Origin of the sequence: Enterobacter cloacae complex sp. I2 (genome assembly GCF_014896205.1) — a bacterium.
GTDB classification, from domain to species: Bacteria; Pseudomonadota; Gammaproteobacteria; order Enterobacterales; family Enterobacteriaceae; genus Enterobacter; species Enterobacter quasihormaechei.
On the sequence record NZ_JADBRA010000023.1, the window covers coordinates 24805 to 43901 of the forward strand.

18 protein-coding genes are annotated in these 19097 nt (G+C 55.6%); 13 read left to right on the top strand and 5 right to left on the bottom strand.

Annotated features, from left to right (window positions below; translation table 11 throughout):
* Nucleotides 1–12: 12 nt before the first annotated feature.
* Entirely contained in the window at nucleotides 13–1557 is a 1545-nt protein-coding gene (malF, locus tag IM300_RS18675; RefSeq protein ID WP_193037757.1) for a maltose ABC transporter permease MalF, read from the bottom strand.
* A 119-nt stretch (nucleotides 1558–1676) separates the two neighbouring features.
* Complete coding sequence (gene malE, locus IM300_RS18680) at nucleotides 1677–2867, bottom strand: maltose/maltodextrin ABC transporter substrate-binding protein MalE (protein ID WP_193037759.1); 1191 nt, start codon at nucleotides 2865–2867, stop codon at nucleotides 1677–1679.
* Nucleotides 2868–3238: 371 nt separating this feature from the next.
* Between malE and malK the strand changes: the two genes are divergently transcribed.
* The 5 genes from malK (at nucleotide 3239) to ubiA (ending at nucleotide 8306) form a co-directional block, all read left to right on the top strand.
* Nucleotides 3239–4348: a maltose/maltodextrin ABC transporter ATP-binding protein MalK gene (gene malK / locus IM300_RS18685; protein ID WP_063449869.1), complete on the top strand. Its 1110-nt coding sequence runs from the start codon at nucleotides 3239–3241 to the stop codon at nucleotides 4346–4348.
* A gap of 42 nt (nucleotides 4349–4390) precedes the next feature.
* Nucleotides 4391–5701, top strand: coding sequence for a maltoporin (locus IM300_RS18690; RefSeq protein ID WP_026080558.1), 1311 nt, complete (start codon nucleotides 4391–4393; stop codon nucleotides 5699–5701).
* Between the two features lie 114 nt (nucleotides 5702–5815).
* Nucleotides 5816–6754 (top strand): maltose operon protein MalM, encoded by a 939-nt coding sequence (gene malM / locus IM300_RS18695; protein ID WP_193037761.1) that lies wholly within the window; start codon nucleotides 5816–5818, stop codon nucleotides 6752–6754.
* A gap of 172 nt (nucleotides 6755–6926) precedes the next feature.
* The gene (gene ubiC / locus IM300_RS18700; RefSeq protein ID WP_063449867.1) at nucleotides 6927–7424 is read left to right on the top strand and encodes a chorismate lyase; all 498 of its coding nucleotides are present in this window, start codon (nucleotides 6927–6929) and stop codon (nucleotides 7422–7424) included.
* A 12-nt stretch (nucleotides 7425–7436) separates the two neighbouring features.
* On the top strand, nucleotides 7437–8306 hold the full coding sequence (gene ubiA, locus IM300_RS18705) for a 4-hydroxybenzoate octaprenyltransferase (protein ID WP_107534467.1): 870 nt from the start codon (nucleotides 7437–7439) through the stop codon (nucleotides 8304–8306).
* 89 nt (nucleotides 8307–8395) lie between these two features.
* On the opposite strand, the gene plsB is transcribed toward ubiA, so the two are convergent.
* Nucleotides 8396–10816, bottom strand: a complete 2421-nt coding sequence (gene plsB, locus IM300_RS18710; protein WP_063865506.1) for a glycerol-3-phosphate 1-O-acyltransferase PlsB — start codon at nucleotides 10814–10816, stop codon at nucleotides 8396–8398.
* Nucleotides 10817–10970: 154 nt separating this feature from the next.
* Here plsB and IM300_RS18715 point away from each other — a divergent pair, with 154 nt between their 5' ends.
* The 4 genes from IM300_RS18715 to IM300_RS18730 all read left to right on the top strand — a co-directional run bounded on the left by IM300_RS18715 (nucleotide 10971) and on the right by IM300_RS18730 (nucleotide 13786).
* Entirely contained in the window at nucleotides 10971–11339 is a 369-nt protein-coding gene (locus IM300_RS18715; protein ID WP_063449864.1) for a diacylglycerol kinase, read from the top strand.
* Nucleotides 11340–11447: 108 nt separating this feature from the next.
* The gene (gene lexA / locus IM300_RS18720; protein ID WP_006810486.1) at nucleotides 11448–12056 is read left to right on the top strand and encodes a transcriptional repressor LexA; all 609 of its coding nucleotides are present in this window, start codon (nucleotides 11448–11450) and stop codon (nucleotides 12054–12056) included.
* Nucleotides 12057–12119: 63 nt separating this feature from the next.
* Nucleotides 12120–13457 (top strand): MATE family efflux transporter DinF, encoded by a 1338-nt coding sequence (gene dinF / locus IM300_RS18725; RefSeq protein ID WP_193037763.1) that lies wholly within the window; start codon nucleotides 12120–12122, stop codon nucleotides 13455–13457.
* A gap of 119 nt (nucleotides 13458–13576) precedes the next feature.
* Complete coding sequence (locus IM300_RS18730; RefSeq protein ID WP_003860314.1) at nucleotides 13577–13786, top strand: CsbD family protein; 210 nt, start codon at nucleotides 13577–13579, stop codon at nucleotides 13784–13786.
* Between the two features lie 46 nt (nucleotides 13787–13832).
* Here IM300_RS18730 and zur read toward each other — a convergent pair whose 3' ends face one another.
* Nucleotides 13833–14345 carry a zinc uptake transcriptional repressor Zur gene (gene zur / locus IM300_RS18735; RefSeq protein ID WP_006810484.1) on the bottom strand — a complete coding sequence of 171 codons (513 nt, stop codon included), beginning with the start codon at nucleotides 14343–14345 and terminating at the stop codon, nucleotides 13833–13835.
* A 116-nt stretch (nucleotides 14346–14461) separates the two neighbouring features.
* Here zur and IM300_RS18740 point away from each other — a divergent pair, with 116 nt between their 5' ends.
* From IM300_RS18740 to pspG, 4 genes are all read left to right on the top strand, one after another.
* Entirely contained in the window at nucleotides 14462–14950 is a 489-nt protein-coding gene (locus IM300_RS18740) for a cupin domain-containing protein (RefSeq protein ID WP_063449861.1), read from the top strand.
* Nucleotides 14951–15142: 192 nt separating this feature from the next.
* The gene (traF, locus tag IM300_RS18745) at nucleotides 15143–16429 is read left to right on the top strand and encodes a conjugal transfer protein TraF (protein WP_226842367.1); all 1287 of its coding nucleotides are present in this window, start codon (nucleotides 15143–15145) and stop codon (nucleotides 16427–16429) included.
* Between the two features lie 82 nt (nucleotides 16430–16511).
* Nucleotides 16512–17507 carry a tRNA dihydrouridine(20/20a) synthase DusA gene (gene dusA / locus IM300_RS18750; RefSeq protein WP_193037766.1) on the top strand — a complete coding sequence of 332 codons (996 nt, stop codon included), beginning with the start codon at nucleotides 16512–16514 and terminating at the stop codon, nucleotides 17505–17507.
* Between the two features lie 136 nt (nucleotides 17508–17643).
* Nucleotides 17644–17886: an envelope stress response protein PspG gene (gene pspG, locus IM300_RS18755; RefSeq protein ID WP_017382623.1), complete on the top strand. Its 243-nt coding sequence runs from the start codon at nucleotides 17644–17646 to the stop codon at nucleotides 17884–17886.
* 184 nt (nucleotides 17887–18070) lie between these two features.
* Here pspG and IM300_RS18760 read toward each other — a convergent pair whose 3' ends face one another.
* Nucleotides 18071–19054 (bottom strand): quinone oxidoreductase, encoded by a 984-nt coding sequence (locus tag IM300_RS18760; RefSeq protein ID WP_063865502.1) that lies wholly within the window; start codon nucleotides 19052–19054, stop codon nucleotides 18071–18073.
* Between the last annotated feature and the right edge of the window lie 43 nt (nucleotides 19055–19097).

The window sequence follows — 19097 nt, forward strand, 5'->3', positions numbered from 1 at the left end:
TCGATGCCCTCCTTAGTCAAATTTCATACGTGTGGCTTTCAGGTTCACAATCGCCAGAGCGCCAACCAGCAGGAAGATCAGGGTGGCAATGGCCGCTGCCAGACCGAAATCCTGGCCGCCGCCGCCTTCAAAGGCGATACGGTAGGTGTAGCTCACGAGCAGGTCGGTATAACCCGCCGGCGTGGTGGTGCCGAGACGGTCCGGGCCACCGTTGGTCAACAGCTGAATCAGCACGAAGTTGTTAAAGTTAAAGGCGAAGCTGGCGATCATCAGCGGCGTCAGCGGCTTAATGAGCAGCGGCAGCGTGATCTTGAAGAAGTTCTGGAACGGGCCCGCGCCGTCCATTGCCGAGGCTTCGTACAAGTCGTCCGGAATCGCCTTCAGCAGCCCCATGCACAGGATCATCATGTACGGATAACCCAGCCAGGTGTTCACGATGATAATCATCGAACGGGCGGTGGTCGGGTCGCTGAACCAGGCCGGTTTGATGCCGAACAGCGCGCTCAGCATCATGTTGATTTCACCGAAGCTCTGGTTAAACAGCCCTTTGAAAATCAGAATCGAGATAAACGACGGTACGGCGTACGGCAGAATCAGCAGCACGCGGTAAATCGCTTTCCCTTTCAGGGATTCCCACTGCACGAGGCAGGCCAGCACCATACCCACGGCAACGGTCAGGATCACGGTCAGGATGGAGAAGACTACCGTCCAGACGAAGATGGCGAAGAACGGCTTCTGGATGCCTTCGTCGGTAAACACGCGGGTAAAGTTATCCCAGCCGATGGTGACGGTATAGCCCGGGCTGAGCTTGTCGTCTCCCCAGCTGCCGTCGGCATTCACAGACTGATAAAAACCGATATCGTTGTTCGGACGATACTTCACGCCGCTCTGGTTGTTGGTCAGCGTGCCGTCATCCGCCAGGGTGTAAAGCGGCTGCGTACCGGAGAACTGGCGCAGCGAGCTCATGGTTACTTTGCTGTCATCGGGCAGCACGGCGGTGAGTTGCGTCAGCGCCTGGCGATTCTGGGTAATGATACGCAGGTTCGCGCGTTCGCCTTCCGGCAGGGCTTCGGCCTCTTTTAAGACCAGCTCTTGCTCGCCGCCAAATTTGAACGCGTCGGAAAGATAGTTTTTGCCGCTCTCACCGTCAGTGAGCGCTAACTTCCACTCATCTCCCTCAGGATACAGACCGAAGTTAAAGGTCTTACCGGCCTGATAAGAACGGTCCAGAAGCACCTGGGTGGCGCGCTCTTGCGCGAGCTGGTTGGTGCTGCTGTAGTTGGTAAAGGCAATGGCGATGGTGCAGATCAGCGGAAAGAGGACAAACAGCCCCATCCCGGCCACGCCAGGGTAAACATAGCGCCACGCGTACGCTTTACGGTTGGCGAAAATATACAGGCCAACCGAGCTTAAAATCAGCGTCATGATGGCAAAAAGGTATTCCCCTTGCACGTACATTAAAACAACAAGGTAACCCACCAGCAGACACAGCAGACCTATCGCTGACCACTTCAGTGCGTCGCTTTGCCACCAGCGTTTCTTTTTAATGACATCCATGGGGTTCTTCCTCTACAACGGTGGAAACTTTTCGTCAGGTGGCGCTGCGCTTACCTGACCTACGGATCGTGCCGTAGTTGTAGGGCGGGCAGCGTACGCGCCACCCGCCGTTCTTCTGCTTACTTGGTAATACGACCCTGAGCATCTTTCAGCGCGGCATCAACAGTCTGGCGACCGCTGGCAGCATTGATGACGGCGGTACGGGTGGCGTACCAGAACGCGGCCATCTGTGGGATGTTCGGCATGATTTCGCCTTTCTGGGCGTTATCCATGGTGGCCGCAATGCGCGGATCTTTCGCTAACTGATCCTGGAAGGATTTCAGCGCCACGGCGCCCAGCGGTTTGTCCTTGTTCACATCACCCAGACCTTCATCGGTCAGCAGATAGTTTTCCAGGAACTCTTTCGCCAGCTCTTTGTTCGGGCTGGCGGCGTTGATACCCGCGCTCAGCACGCCAACGAACGGTTTAGACGGCTTGCCGTTGAAGGTTGGCAGCAGGGTCACGCCGTAGTTGATTTTGCTCTTGTCGATGTTGGTCCAGGCCCACGGACCGTTGATGGTCATCGCGGTTTCGCCTTTGTTGAACGCCGCTTCCGCGATGGAGTAGTCGGTATCCGCGTTCATGTGTTTGTTCTTGATCAGGTCAACCAGGAAGGTCAGGCCTGCTTTCGCGCCCGCGTTGTCCACGCCCACGTCCTTCACGTCATATTTGCCGTTTTCAAACTTGAACGCGTAGCCGCCGTCGGCAGCAATCAGCGGCCAGGTGAAGTACGGCTCTTGCAGGTTGAACATCAGGGCGGATTTACCTTTCGCCTTCAGCTCTTTATCCAGGGCAGGGATCTCTTCCCAGGTTTTCGGTGGGTTTGGCACCAGGTCTTTGTTGTAAATCAGTGACAGGGCTTCAACCGCGATTGGGTAAGCGATCAGCTTGCCGTTATAGCGTACGGCGTCCCAGGTGAACGGGAACAGTTTGTCCTGGAAGGCTTTATCTGGCGTGACTTCAGCCAGCAGGCCAGACTGCGCGTAGCCCCCGAAACGGTCATGCGCCCAGAAGATAATGTCCGGACCGTCGCCCGTGGCCGCAACCTGCGGGAACTTCTCTTCCAGCTTGTCCGGGTGCTCTACGGTCACTTTGATACCGGTGTCTTTCTCGAATTTTTTGCCCACTTCGGCCAGGCCGTTATAGCCCTTGTCGCCGTTAATCCAGATAACCAGCTTACCCTCTTCAATTTTGGCGAGAGCCGGTGCGGAAATCATCATTGCTGCGAGGGCGGACAATGCGAAAACGCCTGCGCCAGTCTTGATCTTCATATCTGCCATCCTTTATTGGTGATGTGCTCGTGGATACATAAGGTGGTTCAACGTGACTCAGTCTCCTTATTTGACATCCTCTTTCCATCCTCCCAGTCCCTACGCCCCACCCCCCGTTTGTGTGATCCCTGTAACATAAATTTAAGTTATGAGTGCTGGCGCACATAAAAACCCACTGAATTTTGCAGGCCGCTTCACGATTTTCGCCTCAGCCCCTCCGCTGCGGTCGCAGAGCCTGCTCTCTCATCCTCCCGCCTCCTCCCCCACAAAAAAGCCGGGGGGTGGAGGATTCACGAAAGTAATGGAACACGCATAGTGAACTTATCTTGAATGTTTCTGTCGGTGACAGGTTGTAACGAAGGGAGAAGGGCATGGCGAGCGTACAGCTGCGTAATGTAACGAAAGCCTGGGGCGACGTAGTGGTGTCAAAAGACATCAATCTGGACATCCACGAAGGTGAGTTTGTGGTGTTCGTGGGTCCATCAGGCTGTGGTAAATCGACTCTGCTGCGTATGATTGCCGGTCTTGAAACCATCACCAGTGGCGATCTGTTTATTGGTGATACCCGAATGAACGACATCCCGCCTGCCGAACGTGGCGTAGGCATGGTGTTCCAGTCTTATGCGCTTTATCCGCATCTTTCCGTTGCCGAGAACATGTCCTTTGGCCTGAAGCTGGCCGGCGCGAAAAAAGAGATTATTAACCAGCGCGTCACTCAGGTGGCGGAAGTGCTCCAGCTGGCGCACCTGCTGGAGCGTAAGCCGAAAGCGCTTTCCGGCGGTCAGCGTCAGCGCGTGGCGATTGGCCGTACGCTGGTGGCCGAGCCGCGCGTCTTCCTGCTCGATGAACCTCTCTCTAACCTGGATGCTGCCCTGCGCGTCCAGATGCGTATCGAAATCTCCCGTCTGCACAAGCGCCTTGGCCGCACGATGATTTACGTCACCCACGATCAGGTCGAAGCGATGACGCTGGCCGACAAAATCGTGGTGCTGGACGCCGGTCGCGTGGCGCAGGTGGGTAAACCGCTGGAGCTGTATCACTACCCGGCAGACCGCTTTGTAGCGGGCTTCATTGGCTCGCCAAAGATGAACTTCCTGCCCGTCAAAGTGACCGCGACGGCGATTGAACAGGTACAGGTGGAGCTGCCAAACCGTCAGCAGGTCTGGCTGCCGGTCGACAGCGCCAACGTACAGGTGGGGGCCAATATGTCCCTCGGTATCCGTCCTGAGCATCTACTGCCAAGCCACATTGCGGATGTGACGCTGGAAGGTGAAGTTCAGGTCGTCGAACAGCTTGGTCACGAAACACAGATTCATATCCAGATCCCCGCCATCCGTCAGAACCTGGTCTACCGCCAGAATGACGTGGTGTTGGTAGAAGAGGGTGCCACATTCGCTATCGGTTTGCCGCCAGAGCGTTGCCATCTGTTCCGTGAGGATGGCACAGCATGTCGTCGGCTGCACAAAGAGCCAGGCGTTTAAGCATTCCAATTACAAAGAAAAGCAATGATCTCAGGAGATAGAATAATGATTACTCTGCGCAAAGTCCCTCTGGCTGTCGCCATTGCGGCAGGCATCCTGTCTGCCCAGGCGGGCGCCGTAGACTTTAAAGGTTATGCTCGTTCCGGCATCGGCTGGACCGGAAGTGGCGGTGAACAACAATGTTTCCAGGCAACAGGTGCACAAAGTAAATACCGTCTCGGTAACGAATGTGAAACCTACGCCGAGCTGAAGCTGGGCCAGGAAGTGTGGAAAGAAGGCGACAAGAGCTTCTATTTCGACACCAACGTAGCGTACTCCGTTTCTCAGCAGAACGACTGGGAATCCACCAGCCCGGCTTTCCGTGAAGCTAACGTGCAGGGTAAAAACCTGATTGAATGGCTCCCAGGTTCAACCATCTGGGCCGGTAAGCGCTTCTATCAGCGTCATGACGTACACATGATCGACTTCTACTACTGGGATATCTCTGGTCCTGGTGCCGGTATTGAAAACATCGATCTGGGCTTTGGTAAGCTCTCTCTGGCCGCCACCCGTTCTTCTGAGTCCGGCGGTTCTGCAACCTTCGCCGATCGTGACGCGAACGGTGACCGTATTTATGACAACGTGGTACCAAACGACGTCTTCGACGTTCGTCTGGCCGGTCTGGAGACCAACCCGGGCGGTACGCTGGAGCTGGGCGTTGACTACGGTCACACCAACATTCCTGACGACTACTATCTGCAACCTGGTGCCTCTAAAGATGGCTGGCTGTTCACCGCTGAACACACCCAGAGCATGATGAAAGGCTTCAACAAGTTCGTGCTGCAATACGGTACGGACTCCATGACCTCTAACGGTAAAGGTATTCCGCAGGGCGGCAGCATCGATAACGACGGCTCTATGTGGCGCGTGCTGGACCACGGTGCAATCACCCTGGCAGACCGTTGGGACCTGATGTATGTCGGTATGTACCAGAACATCGATCGTGATAACAACAACGGTACCGAGTGGTGGACCGTGGGCGTTCGTCCAATGTTCAAATGGACGCCGATCATGAGCACCCTGCTGGAAGTGGGCTACGACAACGTTAAGTCTCAGAAAACTGACGACAAAAACAGCCAGTACAAAATCACCCTGGCACAGCAGTGGCAGGCAGGCGACAGCATTTGGTCCCGTCCGGCTATCCGCGTCTTCGCAACCTACGCGAAGTGGGATGAGAAATGGGGCTACGCGAACAACGACTCAGGTGCAGGTTACACCTCTGGCGTAGCGTATAGCGACACGTCCGCGAAAACCTTCAGCCGTGGCGACAACGATGAGTGGACCTTCGGCGCCCAGATGGAAATCTGGTGGTAATTCGTCAAGCCTGACGTAATAACCTGAAAAGAGGGGCGTAAGCCCCTCTCTCCTTAGGGTGCTGCGCGCTATTGCCTGGCCACCGCAGCGCTCACGCTATCAGAGGTAATAACAATGAAAATGAAGAAAAGTCTCGTCGCGCTGTGCCTCTCTGCGGGGCTGCTGGCCTGTACGCCTGCGGTCACCTTTGCAGATGTGAATTTTGTTCCTCAAAATACCAGCGCTGCGCCAGCGATTCCGGCGGCGGCGCTTCAGCAACTGGTGTGGACACCAGTCGATCAATCAAAAACGCAAACCACTCAGCTTGCTGCGGGCGGCCAGTCGCTGAAAGTTCCCGGCATCAGCGGCCCGGTTGCGGCGTTCAGCGTGCCCGCTAACATCGGCGAGCTGACCCTGACGTTGACCAGCGAAGTGAATAAACAGACCAGCGTCTTTGCGCCTAACGTGCTGATCCTCGATCAGAACATGACGCCATCGGCCTTCTTCCCGAGCACCTACTTTAGCTATCAGGAGCCGGGTGTAATGAGCGCTGACCGGCTGGAAGGCGTTATGCGCCTGACGCCAGCCCTGGGCCAGCAGAAGATCCACGTTCTGGTGTTCACAACCGAAAAAGATTTGCAGCAAACCACGAAGCTGGTCGATCCGGCAAAAGCCTATGCGAAAGGCACCGGTAACGCCGTCCCGGATATTCCGGACCCGCATGCCCGTCATACCACCGATGGCCTGATTAAGCTGAAAGTCTCTACCAACAGCGCCTCCAGCGTACTCGTAGGCCCGCTGTTTGGTTCATCTGGCCCGGGCCCAGTAACGGTGGGCAATACTGCCGCGCCTGTTTATGCCGCACCAGCCGCAGCGCCTGCCGTAGCCCCGGCTCCGACGAAAAAAGCCGAGCCGGTGCTTAACGATACTGAAACGTACTTTAACAACGCCATCAAGCAGGCGGTCAAAAACGGCGATGTCGACAAAGCGCTGAAGCTGCTTGATGAAGCCGAGCGTTTAGGTTCAACCACTGCCCGTTCCACCTTTATCAGCAGTGTAAAAGGCAAGGGGTAACCGTCTCCCCACAGTGCTGATTTTGTCAGTAGTTTAGTGCGCCTTAACGGGCGCACTTTTTTTGGCTTAGTTGCATCATTGTTGCGATAGTGATCGCTAAATTTGGTTTGCTCGTCCTCATTTCGCCAATCTGCGATACAATGCCTTTACGTTATGTATCGGAGAGTCTGGCATGTCACACCCCGCGCTAACGCAGCTGCGTGCGCTACGCTATTTCGACCAAATACCCGCGCTTGACCCGGAGCAGCTTGACTGGCTGCTGCTGGAAGATTCCATGACAAAACGTTTTGAGCAACAGGGTAAAACGGTCACGGTGACGATGATCCAGGAAGGATTTGTCTCGCCTGAGGAGATTGCCAGCGAGTTGCCGCTCCTGCCGCAAGAAGAACGCTACTGGCTGCGTGAAATTTTACTGTGTGCGGATGGCGAGCCGTGGCTTGCCGGGCGAACGGTGGTTCCCGAGTCTACACTTTCCGGGCCGGAGCTGGCACTGCAACGCCTCGGCAAAACGCCGCTTGGGCGATATCTGTTCACCTCGTCTGAACTGACCCGTGATTTTATTGAAATTGGTTGCGATGCCGATTTATGGGGGCGCCGTTCCCGCCTTCGTTTGAGTGGCAAGCCGTTAATACTGACGGAACTCTTTTTGCCTGCATCGCCGTTGTACTAAGAGGGAGAGAAAATGGAGTGGAGTCTGACGCAGAATAAGCTGCTGGCCTATCACCGCTTAATGCGTACCGATAAACCGATTGGCGCGCTGCTGCTGCTGTGGCCGACCTTATGGGCGCTGTGGGTTGCCACGCCGGGTATACCGCCGCTGTGGATCCTGGCGGTGTTTGTGGCGGGCGTCTGGCTGATGCGCGCTGCGGGCTGCGTGGTAAACGACTATGCTGACCGAAAATTTGATGGGCATGTTAAGCGCACCGCGAATCGTCCTCTGCCGAGCGGCCAGGTGACCGGGAAAGAGGCGCGCATCCTGTTTGTCGTGCTGGTGCTTCTCTCTTTCATGCTGGTGTTAACGCTTAACACCATGACTATTCTGCTGTCCGTTGCGGCTCTGGCGTTGGCCTGGGTCTACCCGTTTATGAAGCGATACACCCATCTGCCGCAGGTGGTATTGGGTGCGGCATTTGGCTGGTCGATCCCCATGGCATTCGCTGCGGTCAGCGAGTCTGTTCCGCTCAGCTGCTGGCTGATGTTCCTGGCAAATATTCTGTGGGCCGTTGCGTACGACACCCAGTACGCGATGGTCGATCGCGATGACGATCTCAAGATTGGCGTTAAATCGACGGCGATCCTGTTTGGCCGTCACGACAAACTGATCATCGGCATATTGCAGGTGGCGGTGCTGGCGCTGATGGTGGCGATTGGTCGCCTGAACGGGCTGAACTGGGAGTTTTACTGGTCCGTGCTGGTGGCGGGGCTGCTGTTTGCGTATCAGCAGAAGCTGATCGCGAAGCGCGAGCGTGAAGCCTGCTTTAAAGCGTTTCTGAATAACAACTACGTCGGGCTGGTGCTGTTTATGGGGCTGGCGATGAGTTACTGGTCATAAAAAAGCCGGGTGGCGGCTTCGCCTTACCCGGCCTACGATTTAGCAGAACATGTAGGCCGGGTAAGCGTTAGCGCCACCCGGCTTTAACATCATTCGCCCTGCGTCGAACTCTCAATCGTCAGACGCACATCCGAGGTAATCAGCTCTGCCAGCATCTGGTAAACCTTTATCGTCTCTTCCGGCTCGGCATCGCCCGTATCGCTAATATACCCTTCGTCGCGCAGCGTCAGCACCAGGGAGCTGAATACCGCTTTGTCGAAGAATTCCGGGGCGTTAATGCCGTGCAGAACGGAAAGGCGCTGAGCCAGCGTCCGGCTCTCTTTTTCCAGCGTACCGCGGTTGATTGACGGATTTGCACTCAACAACCAGAAGGTGATGGCGTAGCGCTGCAACGTCTCACGCGCGCCGGATGCCAGTAGCTGCAAGGTACGAGAACGTGACGGATTGATATGCAGTTCATCATCACTGATGGTAATCAACCCCTGACGATGCATTTCTGCGGTCATTTTATCGAGCTCTGCCGCCAGCTCATCTTCACTCCAGCGCAGGAACAGCTCCGCTTTCAGCATCGGATAGATGGTCTGAATATGGCGCAGCAACTCCTGACGCGAAATACGGCGGTGCTGGGTAATGATGGCGGCCATCAGCGACGGCAACATCAGCATATGCGTGATGTTGTTACGGTAGTAGGTCATCAGCACGGCCTGCTCGCGCGGCAGAATGATGATGTCACCGATGGTATCTTTCTCCACTTCGAACTTGTTCATCTGCAACGCGTGATCGATAAGCTCACTGGCGGTAGCAGACGGCACGGTCGAATCCACGGAGTACGGCACGTTACGCATGATGTCGAGGTAGCAATCAATCTGCTCGGTCAGCTGCTCGCGGGTCAGTGAACGCTGGCGAGAAGCCAGAAGCGCGGTACAGCACAGGTTCATGGCATTCGCCGCACCGGCATTGTTGATGCGTACCATCAGTTCGGATGCGATGCCGTTGACCGTCGGCGTCAGCCAGGCCGGACGCACCGCTTCGATAGGATCGATAGATTCGCGCCACTCCGGAACATGATGGTTCAGATACGTCATCAGCGGCAGGGGCTCGCCAAAGTTCACGTAGCCCTGACCGAGGTTGCGCAATTTGCTCAGCCCACGCAGCATCTGCGGCAGACTCTCTTTCTCTTTGGTCGCACCGCGCAGCTCTTTCGCATAGGTACCCACTTCCATCACGTGTTCATAGCCGATGTAGATAGGCACCAGCGTGATAGGACGCGTACCGCCACGCAGCATCGCCTGAATGGTCATCGACAGCGTGCCGGTCTTCGGATCGAGCAGGCGGCCCGTACGGGAGCGCCCGCCCTCCACGAAGTACTCAACGGAATAGCCGCGGCTAAACAGTTCGCCAAGGTATTCACGGAACACGGTGGAGTAGAGCTTGTTGCCCTTGAAGGTACGACGAATGAAGAACGCCCCCAGACGGCGGAAAATCGGGCCTGCTGGCCAGAAGTTCAGGTTGATACCGGCGGCAATGTGTGGCGGCACCAGACCCTGGTGATAGAGCACGTAAGAGAGCAGCAGGTAGTCCATGTGGCTGCGGTGGCAGGGCACGTAGACAATCTCGTGGCCGTCGTGCGCGAGCTGACGCACGCGCTCGGCGTTGTGGACGTTAATCCCCTGATAGAGGCGGTTCCACGTGAAGCCGAGGATACGGTCTGAGAGACGAATCATCTCGTAGGAGAAGTTCGCGGCGATCTCTTCCATCAAAGCGATCGCGTTCTGCTGCGCTTTCTCGTGTGAAATTTTCTTGCTGCGCGCTTCGTCTTCTACGGCACGGGCAATCGCTTTGGAAGCGAGCAGCTTGTTGAACAGATCCTGACGCGCCGGGAGACGTGGCCCAACGGCCGCCAGACGCTGACGTGCAAAGTGCATACGCGCAACGCGCGCCAGCTTTTGCGCAATGATCTTATCGGTGCCGTGTTCATCCGCCATGCGGCGCAGTGAAACGGAAGGCGAGAAGCGGACAAAACTGTCGCGTCCCAGCCAGGAGACGGCGAAGAACTTCTGAATGCCGTTGAGCATACGCAGCGGCGGGTTCTCTTCCCCTTTTTCGCGCCCCGGACGACGACCAAACATCACCGACACCGGCACCATCTGAACGTCCAGGTCGGGGTTGCTGCGGTGCAGATCGAGGTAATCATGGAACAGCTTAATGGACTCTTCTTTCGGCGTGTAATAGGTGAACACGCGCGGCCCGCCATGGATGAACACGTAGCGCGGCAGCAGCGTACCGTCGACTTCCAGGGGTTCAAGCGGGTCAGGTAAATCGTGCGCCAGACATTGAGCGCGAAGCGTAAGCAGGTCTGCCTTCGAGTTATAAGGCAAAACGTACATAATAGGGCGTGACGTATCGAGCCCTAATTCCAGCGCGGGTTCTGCTGGGATAGACTTACTTTTTACCAGTACGCTTAATGGTAAATTAAGTAATTTGTAGTAAATTCGTGGCCAGCCGGACATAAACGATGTAAAGCCTCTGGTTAATAATGCAATTGCGGCGCAAGGATAACAGAAAGCGCGCAAAATTTCTGTTGTTACCCGTCATACTTCAGGTTGCAGCAAAACGCGCTGAAGCTTTAGTTACTGACGCTATTTCTCATAAAAGGTTCTTTAGATGGCCAATAATACCACTGGGTTAACCCGAATCATTAAAGCTGCCGGTTATTCATGGAAAGGCTTTCGCGCCGCATGGGTTAATGAAGCCGCCTTCCGCCAGGAAGCGGTTGCCGCGATCGTTGCAGTTATCATCGCCTGCTTCCTTGATGTTGATGCTATCACCCGCGTGCTTCTCATCGGTTCTGTCCTTCTGGTGATGATAGTGGAAATTCTTAATAGCGCTATTGAGGCCGTTGTTGACCGGATAGGGTCGGAATTCCATGAACTGTCTGGCCGGGCGAAAGACATGGGTTCCGCTGCTGTACTGCTGTCGATTATCACCGCGGCGATCACCTGGGTCACGCTGCTTTGGTCACATTTCCGATGAGCCTCGAGGAATAATTAAGTCCCTGGTTTTTTGTGCAGTTTTTGGTTCCAAAATCGCCTTTGACTGTATATACTCACAGCATAACTGTATATACACCCAGGGGGCGGTATGAAAGCGTTAACGACCAGGCAGCAAGAGGTGTTTGATCTCATTCGGGATCATATCGGCCAGACGGGTATGCCACCCACGCGTGCAGAAATTGCACAGCGTCTGGGCTTCCGTTCTCCTAATGCTGCCGAAGAGCACCTTAAAGCGCTGGCGCGTAAGGGCGTGATTGAGATTGTTTCCGGTGCCTCACGCGGTATTCGTCTGTTGGTGGAAGAAGAGACCGGTATTCCGCTGGTGGGCCGTGTCGCCGCAGGTGAACCCCTGCTGGCACAGCAGCATATTGAAGGGCACTATCAGGTTGACCCAGGCATGTTCAAGCCGAGCGCCGATTTCCTGCTGCGCGTTAGCGGAATGTCCATGAAAGATATCGGCATTCTGGATGGCGATCTGCTTGCGGTACACAAAACGCAGGACGTGCGTAACGGGCAAGTCGTGGTAGCGCGCATTGACGACGAAGTGACGGTTAAGCGCCTGAAAAAACAAGGTAATACCGTTCAGCTTCTGCCAGAAAACAACGAATTTTCCCCAATTGTGGTGGATCTCCGCGAGCAGAGCTTCTCCATTGAAGGCCTGGCGGTAGGCGTTATCCGCAACGGTGAATGGCTGTAATCTCTTCCTGACAGGCTGTAGCTCCTCTACAGCCTGGCCTATTTTCTGATTCCGGTAATTTCCATGGCATTGCTAACTTCTGCCGATAAGGCGTTGTGGCGTCTTGCGCTACCGATGATTTTTTCCAATATTACCGTTCCCCTGCTGGGGCTGGTGGATACGGCGGTAATCGGGCATCTGGATTCGCCGATTTATCTGGGCGGCGTCGCGATCGGCGCAACGGCGACCAGCTTCCTCTTTATGCTGCTGCTCTTTTTGCGCATGAGTACAACAGGCCTGACGGCCCAGGCGTATGGTGCAAAAGATCCCCTGCGTCTGGCGCGTGCGCTGGTTCAGCCGCTCATGCTGGCGTTCGGTGCCGGCGCGTTAATCGTCCTGTTGCGTACGCCGCTCATTGATCTGGCGCTCCATATTGTGGGCGGCAGTGATGCCGTGCTGGAGCAGGCCCGGCGCTTCCTCGAAATTCGCTGGCTCAGCGCGCCCGCTTCCCTGGCAAACCTGGTCCTCCTGGGCTGGTTACTGGGTGTGCAGTACGCCCGCGCGCCGGTGATCCTGCTGGTGGTGGGCAACCTGCTTAACATTGTGCTCGATCTCTGGCTGGTAATGGGACTGCACATGAACGTTCGCGGCGCGGCGCTGGCCACGGCGATTGCTGAGTACGGTACGTTGCTGATCGGTTTGTGGATGGTCTGGCGCGTGCTGACGATGCGCGGCATCACCCTCGATCTTCTGAAAACGGCCTGGCGCGGCAATATGCGTAAGCTGCTGGCGCTTAATCGCGACATCATGCTGCGCTCGCTCCTGCTGCAACTCTGCTTTGGTGCGTTAACCGTTTTTGGTGCGCGGCTTGGGCCAGAAATCGTCGCGGTCAACGCAGTGCTCATGACCTTACTGACCTTTACCGCTTACGCGCTGGATGGTTTTGCTTACGCCGTGGAGGCGCATTCCGGGCAGGCATACGGCGCGCGTGAAAGCGGCCAGCTACGCGAGGTGTGGCGGGCTGCCTGCCGTCAGGCGGGTCTGGTGGCGCTGATCTTTGCCATGGTTTACGCCTGTTTTGGTGGGCATATTGTCGCGCTACTTACCTCGCTGCCCGCGCTTCAGGCGCTTGCCGATCGCTACATCCTCTGGCAGGTGGTATTACCGGTGGTGGGCGTGTGGTGCTATCTACTGGACGGCATGTTTATTGGTGCCACGCGAGGGGCGGAGATGCGCAACAGCATGGCCGTCGCGGCGGCGGGCTTCGGCCTTACGCTGCTGACCGTGCCGTATCTTGGCAATCATGGCCTGTGGCTGGCGCTGGCGGTTTTTCTCTCATTGCGTGGCCTTTCGTTGGCCGTTATCTGGCATCGTCACTGGCGAAACAATACCTGGTTTCCTGCCCGACCTGATATGTCGTAGCGGTTAAAGATTCCGAATATAAAAATAACTTCCGAATCCTTAACTACAATAATAATCACGTCCAGCAGAAAAGAACGAAGCGGACGATACTCATAGACGCTTAACACGAGGACACGATTATGAATAAAGACGAAATCGGCGGCAACTGGAAGCAATTCAAAGGTAAAGCGAAAGAACAGTGGGGTAAGCTGACGGATGACGATATGACCGTCATTGAAGGTAAGCGCGATCAGCTGGTGGGTAAAATCCAGGAGCGCTACGGTTACGAAAAAGATCAGGCGGAAAACGAAGTCAAAGACTGGGAAACCCGTAACGACTACCGCTGGTAACCGGCACTATCCCCAAGGGCGGCCATGAGCCGCCTTTTCTTTGGCCTTAACGCGGCTTTTTCTTCACCAGAATCGAGTGATCGTGCTGACAGGCATCCTGATGGCGGCATGACTCCACCTCTACGCAGGCAGAACATAAACCGTGTGCTTCGATTACGTTATGGCGCAGGGCAAAGCCCATTCTGGCCGCAAGCGTATGCATAATATCTTCTACCCCTTCCGCACACTCCTCCTTCACCACGCCACAGCGATCGCAGATAAACATGGCGGACGTGTGGGTCGGCTGGTCAAAGAGATGGCACAGCACATAGCTGTTTGTTGACTCCACCTTATGCACAAACCCTTGTTCCAGCAGAAAATCCAGCGCCCGATAGACGGTTGGCGGTTTTGCCTGCGGCTCGCTTTCACGTAACAGATCGAGCAGATCGTAGGCGCTGATGGCACCCTGTTGCAGGCTCATCAGACGCAGGACCTCAAGGCGCTGTGGGGTCAGGCGCACATTGCGTTGCGCGCACAGCTTTTCAGCTTGCGCTAACAGCTCTTTTGTGGACTTGTCCATCGGGCACCTCGGATGTGATAAGGGTTCAAACCCTCACTTTATCATGTTCTGGTAAAAACACCGAGATCCGCCAGGCTGTGCTATACCTGACGCATCGCAAACCGGGAGATCGCGCAATGAAAAGACCTGACTGTATTCGGCACTGGCGGGACGTGGAAGGTGCCGATGACGCCACTTATCCTGACAGCAACGAACGTTTCTCAATTGGCGCGCCGCTGGCCCGCAAGCTGGGTCTCGGCCGCATTGGTATTCACCATGAACGGCTGCCGCCCGGACGCCGCACGTCTTATCCGCATGCGGAAAGTGATGAAGAAGAGTTTGTATACGTTCTGGAGGGTTATCCTGAGGCCTGGATCAATGGCTATCTGTGGAAACTCGAACCTGGCGACAGCGTCGGGTTTCCTGCCGGCACGGGTGTGTGTCATACCTTTATCAACAATACCGAGGAAGAGGTGCGCTTACTGGTGGTGGGCGAGGCCAATAAAAAGCACAACCGCATCTACTATCCACTTAATCCGGTTTATGCCGCAACGCGCGAAGACCGCTGGGTAGACCATCCGCCTCAGTTTTTTGGGCCGCACGATGGAAAACCTGGGCGAAAATAATTTCCTCTTCTATAAATATTGATGGTCGTCACACATTAGAACAGGCCGGGATGGAATTTAACTTAGGGAAATAGCGGGTCTTTTTGTACTTATTCACAGCAATAGTTCGTTCCTGTTTGGGTGATAACAGACAGGGTTAACTAATAACAAACTATTTACGAGCACACTGTGAAAAAACATTTTAAATTTTCGATGGTTAGCATCGCTGTCTCCTTTTTTATGGCAAATCAGGCGGGAGCAGCCAATACCTGGACGGAAGCGCGTAGCGACGCAATGGGTGGCACGGGCGTAGCGGCCGGAAGTTATGGCAGCGGCGCCTTGATCAACCCGGCGCTGCTGGCAAAGTCAAAACCTGAGGATGACGTGACGGTTATTTTGCCGTCCGTCGGCGTGCAGGTGACCGATGAGGACAATCTTCAGGACGAGATTGATACCATCAATGACAAAATCAATCGCTATCAGGACGTGGTGGATAGCCTGACGCCGATTGAAATCATCACCAACCCGTTAGGCTCAATCAACCAGTTCCAGGGCGCAGCGAAAGATCTCGCGGATGAGCTGGACTACCTGAAAGGCAAAACCGCGCACGCCACCGCAGGGGCGGGGATTGCCGTCAGCATTCCTAACGACGTGCTTTCCGTGGCCTTTATGGCGAAAGGCTATGCCCACGGGCGCGTGAGCACTTCTATCGATCAGCAGGACATTGATTATCTGCGTGGCATCCAGCGAAGCGACGCGGTGGCGGCCGGTGTGGCGCTTGACGCTGCGCTAAACGGTACCGATCAAATCACCAAAAACCTCAACTCGACGGCCTCTGGCCGGGCGGCGATTGTGTCCGACTACGGTATTGCGGTGGCCCGCCAGTTCGATCTTGGCGGCGTACCGGTTTCCGTTGGTGTTACGCCAAAGCTGCAAAAAACCTGGCTCTATAACTACACCACCTCAATCTACGATTACGACAGTAATAAGTGGAACGACAGCCGCTACCGTACCGACGACACCGGCTTCAACGTCGATGCCGGTATTGCCGCTGATTTCGGTGAAAACTGGACGGTCGGCGTGAGCGGGCAAAACCTGATGTCCCGCGATATCGATACCAAAGATATCCGCATCCGCAACGGGCGCACGGGAGAGGTGGTGAGTTATAAAGACACCTACCAGATCCGTCCGCTGGTGACCGCCGGAGCGGCCTGGCATAACGATCTGGTGACCCTGACCGCAGACGGCGACCTGACCGAGACCAAAGGCTTCAAAAGCGAAGATACGTCCCAGTACGCTGGCATTGGTGCAGAAGTCACACCGCTGAGCTGGCTGGCGGTGCGCGCCGGTTATCGTGCGGACATGAAAGGTAACGACAGCAACGTCTTTACCGGCGGCCTCGGTTTTGCGCCGTTCAGCTCCGTTCATGTTGACCTGATGGGGCTTTATGGCGAAGACGAGACCTGGGGTGCAGGGGCACAGTTGAGTATGACGTTCTAAAGTACACCGGAGGCGCTGCGCCTCCGGCTTTTCTTTGTGCTATAGTAGCGCCCCTTTTCCACCAGATGCTTAAAAGTTCGCCATGTCGTCAGAATTCCAGACTGCTTTCCCTGCACACCGTTTCTCCATCGCGCCGATGCTCGACTGGACGGACAGACACTGCCGCTATTTCCTGCGTCAGCTCTCACGCCATACGCTGCTCTACACCGAAATGGTCACTACCGGCGCAATTATTCACGGCAAGGGAGACTATCTGGCGTACAGCGAAGAAGAGCATCCGGTTGCGCTGCAACTCGGTGGCAGCGATCCGGCTGCGCTGGCGCAGTGTGCTAAGCTGGCTGAAGCGCGCGGCTATGACGAGATTAACCTCAACGTCGGCTGCCCGTCCGACCGTGTGCAAAACGGTATGTTCGGCGCGTGCCTGATGGGTAATGCAAACCTGGTGGCGGACTGCATCAAAGCGATGCGCGACGTCGTCTCTATTCCGGTCACGGTCAAAACCCGTATCGGCATCGACGACCAGGACAGCTACGAATTTCTGTGTGATTTCATCAACACGGTGTCCGGGAAGGGCGAGTGCGAGATGTTTATCATCCACGCCCGTAAAGCCTGGCTCTCTGGCCTTAGCCCGAAAGAGAACCGCGAGATCCCGCCGCTGGACTACCCGCGCGTGTATCAGCTGAAGCGCGACTTCCCGCACCTGACTATGTCGATCAACGGCGGCATTACCTCGCTGGACGAGGCCAAAGCGCATCTTGAACATATGGATGGCGTGATGGTCGGACGCGAGGCGTATCAGAATCCGGGCATTCTGGCGACGGTCGACCGGGAAATTTTCGGCATTGAAGGTGCCGATACCGATCCGGTGGCCGTGGTGCGCGCTATGTATCCGTACATTGAGCGCGAGCTGAGTAAGGGTACGTACCTGGGCCATATTACCCGCCATATGCTTGGCCTGTTCCAGGGCATTCCTGGCGCGCGCCAGTGGCGTCGTTACCTCAGCGAGAACGCGCATAAAGCCGGTGCGGACATTGAGGTTCTGGAACACGCGCTGTGTCTGGTTGCGGATAAACGTTAAATTTCGCTAAAAGATGGTCAATTACACCACGCCCTGCAAGAGATTGCGGGGCGTTTTGCTTTTAGAACAACGACTTATTTTTGGCACGTTTCTTGTAATGATCGCAGCATCATTCGGGAACTCGTGGGAGAGCACCATGCTGGAACTACTTTTTGTGATTGGCTTTTTTATCATGCTGATGGTCACGGGCGTGTCGCTGCTCGGTATTCTGGCCGCGCTCGTTGTGGCCACGGTGGTAATGTTTGTCGGCGGCTTATTTGCCCTGACGATTAAGCTCCTGCCGTGGTTACTTCTGGCGATTGCGGTGGTATGGGCGATACGGGCGATTAAATCACCAAAACTGCCCACTTATCAGCGTAATAACCGCTTCCGTTACTAAGGTATTGAGGGGTTCGTCACATACCTGCAACTTTTCCGGCAGCAATCCTTAGAACAGAATAGGATTTACTTATCGAATCTGTCACTATGGCTGCCGCTAAAGAATTCATCGAGCTGTACCCTACATACAGCCGAACTAAAAAAAGAAAGGGCTTCCCACGGGAAGCCCAATTTCTTTTTATGGCTCAGGGAATTAACAGACTTGACCCCTGCGTTGCCCGGCTCTCCAGCACTTCATGCGCGCGTTGTGCATCGGTTAGCGCGAATTTCTGCGCGTCCGCCACGTCTACTTTGATGACGCCGCTGGCAATCAGCGAGAACAGCTCATTGCTGGCTTCCTCAAGTTCTTCCCGGTTGGTGATATAACCTTGCAGGGAAGGGCGCGTGACGTACAGCGACCCTTTCTGATTCAGAATGCCGAGATTGACGCCGGTGACAGCGCCAGAGGCGTTACCGAAGCTCACCATCAGCCCGCGACGTTGCAGACAGTCCAGCGAAGACTCCCACGTGTCTTTCCCCACCGAGTCATACACGACGCGCACCTTTTTGCCGCCGGTGATCTCTTTTAGCCGCTCAACGATGCTCTCTTCCCGGTAGTTGATCACCTGCCAGGCGCCCGCGTCCAGCGCACGCTGCGCTTTTTGCGCGCTGCCCACGGTGCCGATCAGCTTCGCGCCCAGTGCTTTCGCCCACTGGCAGGCAATCAAGCCCACGCCACCAGCGGCAGCATGGAACAGAAACTGCTCATCGGGCTTAATTTCATAGGTTTTGCGCAGCAAATAATAGACCGTCAGCCCTTTCAGGAATGAGGCTGCGGCCTGCTCGAAGCCGATCGCATTCGGCAGAAGCGCCGCTTTCTCGGCCGGAACGTTGTGGACGGAGCTGTAAGCGCCCAGCGCAGACTGCGCGTACACCACGCGATCGCCTTCTTTTATGTGCTTGACCCCGCTACCCACTTTGCTGACGATACCGGCCGCCTCGGTGCCCAGCCCGCTCGGCATCGACGGAGGCGGATAGAGGCCGCCGCGAATATAGGTATCGATGTAGTTAATGCCAATCGCTTTGTTTTCAACCTGGATTTCATTTTCACCAGGCGCGGCGGGGGTGAACTCCACCGCGTTGAGTACGTCAGGGCCACCATGCTTGTGAAATTCAATACGTGTTGCCATGCTTCCTCCAGAATGTGGTAATCTTTCGACCCACTCTTTATCT